Here is a 7,890-nt window from a genome sequence, read left to right on the forward strand (position 1 = left end):
TTCCAGAGTTGGCTTTTCCTACAGCCCGGCCTTCTCCCTGATGATAGCGGCCTTGTCGGTACGCTCCCAGGTGAATTCCGGAAGCTCGCGGCCGAAGTGGCCGTAGGCTGCGGTCTTCCTGTAGATCGGACGCAGCAGGTCGAGCTGCTCGATGATGGCGCGCGGACGGAGGTCGAAGACTTCGCGCACGATCTCGGCGATCCGCTTGGACGGGATCTTTCCGGTGCCGTTGCAGTCGACCATGACGGAGACCGGCTCGGCGACGCCGATGGCGTAGGCGACCTGTACTTCGCACTTGCCGCAGAGCCCGGCAGCGACCAGGTTCTTAGCTACGTAGCGCCCCATGTAGGCGGCGGAGCGGTCGACCTTGGAGGGGTCCTTGCCCGAGAAGGCGCCGCCGCCGTGGGCACCGTGCCCGCCGTAGCTGTCGACGATGATCTTGCGGCCGGTCAGACCGCAGTCGCCCATCGGTCCGCCGATGACGAAGCGACCGGTGGGGTTGATCAGGAAGCGGGTCTTGGCATCCATCAGTTCGGCCGGGATGATCTTCTTCACGACTTCCTCGATGATCCCTTCCTTGATCATCTCGTAGGAGACCTCGGGGGTGTGCTGGGAAGAGATGACCACGGTGTCGACGTGGACCGGTTTGTCGTTGATGTATTGGATCGAGACCTGGGACTTGGAGTCCGGACGGAGGAAATCAAGGACGCCGGCCTTGCGAACGTCGGCCAGTTTCGACACCAGCTTGTGTGCCAGCAGGATCGACATCGGCATGAGCTCCGGGGTCTCGTTGCAGGCAAAGCCGAACATCAGGCCCTGGTCGCCCGCGCCCTGCTCCTTGAACAGACCCTCGCCTTCGGTGACGCCCTGGGCGATATCCGGGGACTGCTTGTCGATGGAGGTCAGGATGGCACAGGTTTCCCAGTCGAAGCCCATGGAGGAATCGTTGTAACCGATGTCGCGAATTGTATCCCTGACGATCTTCGGGTAATCGATGATGGCGTTGGTAGTAATTTCACCGGCTATTACCGCCATGCCTGTGGTCACCATGGTCTCGCAGGCGACACGTGATCTAGGGTCCTGCTCGAGAATGGCATCAAGAATGGAGTCCGAAATCTGGTCGGCGACCTTGTCCGGATGTCCTTCTGAGACAGACTCGGAGGTAAAGATGAAATCCTTCATTTCCATATGGTGAAACCCCCTTACATTCTGTGTAACGGTATTCTTCCGAAGCCCCGAATTGTATAGATCGTTCTGTTTTTTGTCAATAAAATTAAATCCGTCCAATGGCTTAGTGTTCCTCGCTGACTAAGACAGGGGGGGCGGAACGAGGTCATTGAAATGACAGGGTTCTAAGCTAAACTCTATTTTTTTAAGAGAGTTCGTGGTGCATCCTCGATCACGGCCGGGGAGAACCGCTCCAACAGCCGTAAGCGCAGCAGATAACAGAGCGAGAGGAGGAAGGCGTCATGAAGATGGTCACGGTTGCCTTGCTTGTACTTCTGCCGGCACTGCTGGCGGGCTGCGGTTCGGGGGGCTCGGGGGGAACCGCGGTCAACACGGTGACGCCGGGAGGAGGTACCACGGCGACGATCGAACTCAGCACCGCGACAGAGTCAAACGAAAGCATCATCTACGGTGTCGAGATGGCCCTCCGTCTCCCCTCCGGCGTGACCGTGCCGGCGGATCCCTCGACCGGAGAGGTGCAGACAGGGGTACTGCAGGTTAGGGACGCCGGAGCCCTGGTCGGCGGCAGGTATATCCCGGCGACCTCTGCCACGCAGGCCCAAGTGAGGATCAACATCACCGATCCGACCGGATTCACGGTCGGCGCACTCGGAACCGTGACGTGCCAAGTTGCCGCTGGTGTTTCCGTCGATGCTGGGGGATTTACATTGGAAGGCTTTTCCGCCAGGGATACGAACGGCGCCGTGACCCCGGCGATCACAGGCCATCTTGTCCTGAAACAATGAACGGCTGAGGGAGGAGGTTTCGAGACCTCTCCGCCAGCCGTTCAAGGTGGCATTACTTCGGGAGTTGTTATTCCTCGATCAGGCGGATGGAATTGATGACCACCGGCTCGACCGGAACATCCTGGTGGCCGGCCTTGTTGCCGGTCTTGACGGCGCGGATGGCATCGACGACGTCCATCCCCTCGACGACCTCGGCGAAGACTGCATAGCCGAAGCGGTCAGGGGTCTTGCCGCTGTGGTCGAGGAAGGCGTTGTCGACGACGTTGATGAAGAACTGGGAGGTCGCGCTGTCGACCACGTTGGTGCGGGCCATGGCGAGGGTGCCACGTTTGTTCTTGAGGCCGTTGGTGGCCTCGTTCTTGATGGCGAACTTGGTCTTCTTCGGCTGCATATCGGCATCGAGGCCGCCACCCTGGACCATGAAGTCCTTGATCACGCGGTGGAAGATGAGGCCGTCGTAGTAGTTATCCTTCACGTAGGAGAGGAAGTTACGCACGGAAATGGGCGCCTTGTCCTTGAACAGCTCGATCTTGACATTGCCCATCGAGGTTTCCATCAGGACCTGCGGGTTCTTCTCTTCAGTCATTTCTGTCGCTCCTTTTTCTTTGAGTTGATACACCATCATTCACAATATACAATATACAATCTTCAATATCATACCTGGGCTTGCAGGTGAACAAATTTTCCCGACAGGCAGGAGTTGGAGCCTGTCAGGTGCCATCCGGAACAGGAGGGGCTAGTCCATGAAGGTTTCCGCTTTAATCCTGACACTTGCGCTCGCATTTCCTCTCCACGCACTCTCTCTTCCGACTCCGGCCGGCGCCGAAACCATGCCGAGGGTTGCCAAGGTCGGGGGGCGGGCCCCCTACTTCGCCCTCGACGCCCTGGTCAGCACAGAGAAAAACAAGGAATTCAAGAAGCTCTCCATAGACGACTTCCGGGGGAAGTGGATCGTGCTCCTTTTCTACCCGATGGACTTCACCATGGTCTGCCCGACAGAGATCAAGGCCTTCAGCCAGGCGATACCGATGTTCAAGAAGCTGAACGCCGTGGTGCTGGGAGCCTCCACCGACAGCAAGTACACCCACCTTGCCTGGGTGCAGCGTGGGGACATCGGGGCGCTGAAGTTTCCGCTTCTTTCGGACGTGAAGAGGGAGACCTCGCAGGCCTATGGCTGCCTCGATGAGAAGGAAGGCGTGGCGCAGCGGGGGCTGTACATCATCGACCCCGAAGGCATCCTCCAATACCAGGTAATACACAACCTCGACGTCGGCAGAAACGTGGACGAGACACTGCGAGTCCTGCAGGCGCTGCAGACCGGCGCCCTCTGCCCCGTCGGCTGGCGCCCAGGAGAGAAGACCATCAAGAAGCCGGAGGAAGAAGGATCGCGAAACAAGAACGACTCGGAGTAAAAGAGACCTCGACACGGAAATCCCGGACTTGCCCCCGTCCCTCGGCATGCGAAGCTTCCCAAACGTCCCCCCCTTGACAAAGGGGGGACAGGGGGGATTTCCCTTTCAGGACCACTTTCCGCAGACCTCTCCCCTACCCCATCATCGCCTTCATCTTCGCGAAGAACCCCTCGGCGCTTTTCTGCTCATCCTCGGGCGACACTTCCTTGACCACCCCGCTCTGCTGCACGTTCAGAACCGAGGCGGGAATCTCCTCCAGAAAGCGTGACGGGATCCTTTCCTGCAGCTTCCCGTACTTCTTCCTGAAGAGCGTCCGCGTCATCACCAGCTGCTTGCGCGCCCGCGTGATGCCGACATAGCAAAGCCGCCGCTCCTCGTCCACGGTGAAATCCTCGTAGATCGCCCGCTTGTGCGGCAGGATCTCGTCTTCCATCCCCACCAGGAAGACGAAGGGAAACTCCAGCCCCTTACTGGAGTGCAGGGACATGAGCGTCACCGCGTCGAGACCGTGGTCCTTCTTGTCCTTCCCGGAGAAGCGGTCCTCGTCCATGAGCGAGACCTTCTCCAGGAACCCTCCCAGCGTTGCCTGGGGCACCCGCTCCTCGTAGGAGGCCATGGAGTTGATGATCTGCTCCACGTTCTCCACCTTTCTCCGCGCCTGCTTCGGATCGTCGATGGTTCGGAAAATCTCGGCCTCGATCCCCAGCCGTTCGAAGAGAGCCTTCCCCTTCTCCGCGAGGTCACCTTCCTCCTTGAAGGCGGCGGTCGCCTCGACCAGCGTCTGATGGAAGGCCAGCACCTTCTCCTTGATGGCGTCCGCGATCCCCTCGATCTCGGCTACCCGGCTGAAGGCCTCGAAGAGCGGGCACTCCTTCTCCAGCGACCATTGATTGATGCGGATGACCGTGGAGTCGCCGATGCCGCGCTTGGGGAAGTTGACGATCCGCAGCAGGGCCACCTCGTCCAGCGGGTTCCCTATCACCTTGAGGTAGGAGATGGTATCCTTCACCTCCTTGCGCTCGAAGAACTGCGTCCCCCCCACCAGGACGTACGGGATATCCTCGAAGCGCAGCTGTTCCTCGAAGGCACGGCTTTGGGCGTTGGTGCGGTAGAGGATAGCGAAGTCGCTGTAACGAAGATCGTGCTTGAAGCGCTCGAGCTGGATCCGTTCGACGACCGAGGTCGCCTCTTCCTCGTCGTCCTGCACGATGCAGAGATCGATGAGGGGGCCCTCGCCGGACGCGGTCCAGAGTCTCTTCTCCTTCCTCACCTGGTTGTTGCGGATCACGCTGTTCGCGGCTTCCAGGATGTTGCCGGTGGAGCGGTAGTTCTGCTCGAGCTTGATGGTCCGGCACCCCTTGAAGTCCTTCTCGAAGTCGAGGATGTTGCCGACATCGGCGCCGCGCCAGCCGTAGATGGACTGGTCGTCGTCACCGACCACGCAGAGGTTCCCGCAGCCGGAGGCGAGCAGGTTCACCAGCAGGTATTGGGAGGAGTTGGTGTCCTGGTACTCGTCGACCATCATGTAGCTGAACCGCTCCTGCCAGTGCTTGAGCACCGGCGGGTGATGCTGCAGGAGCTCGGCGGTCAGCATGATGATGTCGTCGAAGTCGATGGCGTTGAAAGCCTTCAGCGCCGACTGGTAGCGGGGATAGACCAAAGCGGCCATCATGTCGACGTCGTCGAAGGGAGCGGGAATATAACGGTCGGGCGGAATGAGCTTGTTCTTGGCGCCGGAGATGCGCCAGATTATGGCTTCGGCGTCGTACTTCTTGCTTTCAGTGTTGACCTCGCGGACGATCTGCCGCACCAGCCCCACCTGGTCCGCCGTCGAGTAGATGGAGAAATTCTTCTTGTAGCCCAACCGCTCGATGTCCCTCTTCAGCACGCGCACGCCCAGGGAATGGAAGGTGGAGAGCACGATCCCCTTGCAGTGCTTGCGCCCCACCAGGGATTCCACCCTCTCCTTCATCTCCTTGGCGGCCTTGTTGGTGAAGGTGACCGCCAGGATACAGTCGGGTGACACCTTCTTGTTCAGGATGAGGTGGGCGATACGGTAGGTGATGACCCCGGTCTTGCCGGAGCCTGCGCCGGCCAGGACGAGAAGCGGCCCCTCGGTGTGCTTCACCGCGGCCAGCTGTTCGGGATTCAATCGGGCTAGATCGAGCATGAAAACCTCAGATATCCAAAAAAAGAACCGCAACAATTGTCGCGGCTGCAGATATTTACCAGAACGACAGGAGCAAAGCAAGGGCGCGATTACTGTGCCAGTTTAAATCGACGGCGGCGTGTGGTATAAGGTGGGTCCATAACGACACGCGAGAGGGGTTCATGCTGACAGAGGAACAAAAAGAGATACTTAACAACTCCGGGATAACACTCGGCTCTCTCAACGAAGAGATGATCGACGCTATCGTGAAGCAGCAGGTCAATCATACGGCGCTGACCGACGACGAGCTGGTCGAATTTCTGGAGGTGGCGAATGCTCTCTATCGCGGCGGCGCCCAGATCATATCCGACGCCGAGTACGATTTCACCTTCCTGGACGAACTAAGACTCAGGCATCCCCAACATCCCTTTCTCAACAAAGTGGAGCCCGAAGCCGCCTTCATCGGTAAGACGGTGGAGTTGCCCGCCCGGATGTTGTCGACCGAGAAGGCCTATACCAAGAAGAGCATCGAGCAATGGGCATCCCGGATCAGAAAAGAGGCGGCCGCGGCAGGCAAAGATTTCGAGACTCTCGAATTCAGAGTCACTCCGAAGCTGGATGGCTTTGCTGCCTACGACGATGGGGAACATCTCTACACCCGCGGAGATGGAAGAAGGGGTACCGACATCACCCGGGTATTCGACAGGGGGTTGACGGTGGCCAATGACGGCGCACGTGGGCTGGGAGCCGGAGAGATCGTGGTCAACAGGCCGTACTTCGACCAGCACCTCCAGCCGTACTTCGAAAACGCCCGTAACTTCCAGACCAGCGTCATCAGGGAAAAGGAGCTGGACCAGCATGCGGAGCAGGCGATAAAAGAGAAGGCGGCGGTCTTTTACCCCTTCGCACTGCTGCCGTCGTGGACAGGTAATTGGCAGCAGCTTACCGCGGGGTTCGAAGAGCTGGTTACCAGCATCCGCTCAACCGTTCCCTTTGATGTCGATGGCGTAATCATCGAGATCACCGACGAGGAACTGAAGAACAGGATGGGGATGACGCGGCATCATCACCGCTGGCAGATTGCCTACAAAGAGAATCTGGAAGCGGCCCAGGTGAAGGTCATCGAAGTCTTCCCGCAGACCTCGCGCTCCGACAGGGTAAACCCCGTCGCCAGAGTGGAACCGACCCGTCTCAGCGGCGCCCTGATCCAGCGGGCCACGGCCCACCACTACAAGATGGTGCTGGATAAGGGAATCGGCCCGGGCGCGATAATAGAACTTACCCGTAGCGGAGAAGTCATTCCCAAAATCGGCAACGTCATCAAACCGGTCGAGCCGGTGTTGCCGGACAAATGTCCAAGCTGCGGTTCCGACGTGGACTGGGACGGCGACTACCTCTATTGCACGAACACCCTGGAGTGCCCGGCGCAGATCGCCAACACCATGGAGCACTTCTTCAAGATGCTGCGGCACGTCGATCTCTTCGGCAGCGCAACGATCGAGAGGCTCTATGCCAATGGGATCCGTTCGGTGGACCAGATTTACCCGCTTCAAGCCAAAGATTTCGAGGACATGGGGTTCGGGCCGAAGCAATCGGAGAACCTGGTCGACCAGCTGAACAGAAGCCGCAGCGAAAGGATCGAGGACTGGCGTTTCCTGACGGCGTTCGGCGTCTTCCGGCTAGGCCCCGGCAACTGCGAAAAGTTGCTGAGTCATTACCCTCTTCAGGAAGTCTTCAACCTCTCGGAAGAGCAGGTCATCGGTGTGGAGGGTTTCGCGGAAAAAACGGCGAAGATCGTAGTTGAAGGACTGAAACGCATAAAGCCACTCTTTGACAAGCTCTACGCCCTGGGATTCAACCTTGAACCGACCCCGCTCGCGGAAGTGTCCGAGAAAGTTGCCAGCCCCATTTCCGGCCTCCAGATAGTCTTCACCGGCGCCATGGTCCACGGAAGCCGCGACGACATGGAGAAGGAGGCAAAATCATTGGGTGCCAAGGTAGGAAAATCCGTTACCGGCAAGACCAACCTGCTGGTGACGGGAGAAAACGTAGGCGCGACGAAAATGGAGGATGCACGAGCGAAGGGCGTGCGGATAATATCAGAAGAGGATTACCTTCGTATGTTGAAAGGAGAAGAGGAAGCAGCCACCGCCTGACACATGGGCGGGGGTTACTGTCTCACGCATAGGGAGGACGGCATGAACTCAACAGTTACAGCTAAGTACCAAACGACGATACCCAAAGCCGTACGAGAGAAACTTGGAATTTCCGTGAACGATGCTCTCGAATGGACAGTAGAAAAGGGACGGGTAGTAGTTCAGCCAGTCCACAGCAACTTTCTCCGTTACCAGGGGAC

General features: G+C 58.7%; 7 protein-coding genes. 4 read left to right on the forward strand and 3 right to left on the reverse strand.

Translation table 11 applies throughout. The features are described from left to right. Positions 1–18: 18 nt before the first annotated feature. The gene (gene metK / locus AC11W3_RS01490; RefSeq protein ID WP_484092364.1) at positions 19–1,188 is read right to left on the reverse strand and encodes a methionine adenosyltransferase; all 1,170 of its coding nucleotides are present in this window, start codon (positions 1,186–1,188) and stop codon (positions 19–21) included. A gap of 281 nt (positions 1,189–1,469) precedes the next feature. Between metK and AC11W3_RS01495 the strand changes: the two genes are divergently transcribed. After that, on the forward strand, positions 1,470–1,973 hold the full coding sequence (locus AC11W3_RS01495; protein ID WP_484092365.1) for a hypothetical protein: 504 nt from the start codon (positions 1,470–1,472) through the stop codon (positions 1,971–1,973). A 67-nt stretch (positions 1,974–2,040) separates the two neighbouring features. Here AC11W3_RS01495 and AC11W3_RS01500 read toward each other — a convergent pair whose 3' ends face one another. Beyond that, on the reverse strand, positions 2,041–2,559 hold the full coding sequence (locus AC11W3_RS01500) for a peptidylprolyl isomerase (protein WP_484092366.1): 519 nt from the start codon (positions 2,557–2,559) through the stop codon (positions 2,041–2,043). Between the two features lie 157 nt (positions 2,560–2,716). Here AC11W3_RS01500 and AC11W3_RS01505 point away from each other — a divergent pair, with 157 nt between their 5' ends. Further along, positions 2,717–3,385, forward strand: coding sequence for a peroxiredoxin (locus AC11W3_RS01505; protein ID WP_484092367.1), 669 nt, complete (start codon positions 2,717–2,719; stop codon positions 3,383–3,385). Positions 3,386–3,518: 133 nt separating this feature from the next. On the opposite strand, the gene AC11W3_RS01510 is transcribed toward AC11W3_RS01505, so the two are convergent. Beyond that, complete coding sequence (locus tag AC11W3_RS01510) at positions 3,519–5,555, reverse strand: ATP-dependent helicase (protein ID WP_484092368.1); 2,037 nt, start codon at positions 5,553–5,555, stop codon at positions 3,519–3,521. A 161-nt stretch (positions 5,556–5,716) separates the two neighbouring features. Here AC11W3_RS01510 and AC11W3_RS01515 point away from each other — a divergent pair, with 161 nt between their 5' ends. After that, positions 5,717–7,690: a BRCT domain-containing protein gene (locus AC11W3_RS01515; RefSeq protein WP_484092369.1), complete on the forward strand. Its 1,974-nt coding sequence runs from the start codon at positions 5,717–5,719 to the stop codon at positions 7,688–7,690. Positions 7,691–7,732: 42 nt separating this feature from the next. Then, positions 7,733–7,890: AbrB/MazE/SpoVT family DNA-binding domain-containing protein (locus AC11W3_RS01520; protein ID WP_484092370.1), on the forward strand; the 158-nt coding region annotated here is incomplete at its 3' end.

It is taken from the genome of Geomonas sp. (assembly GCF_056994735.1).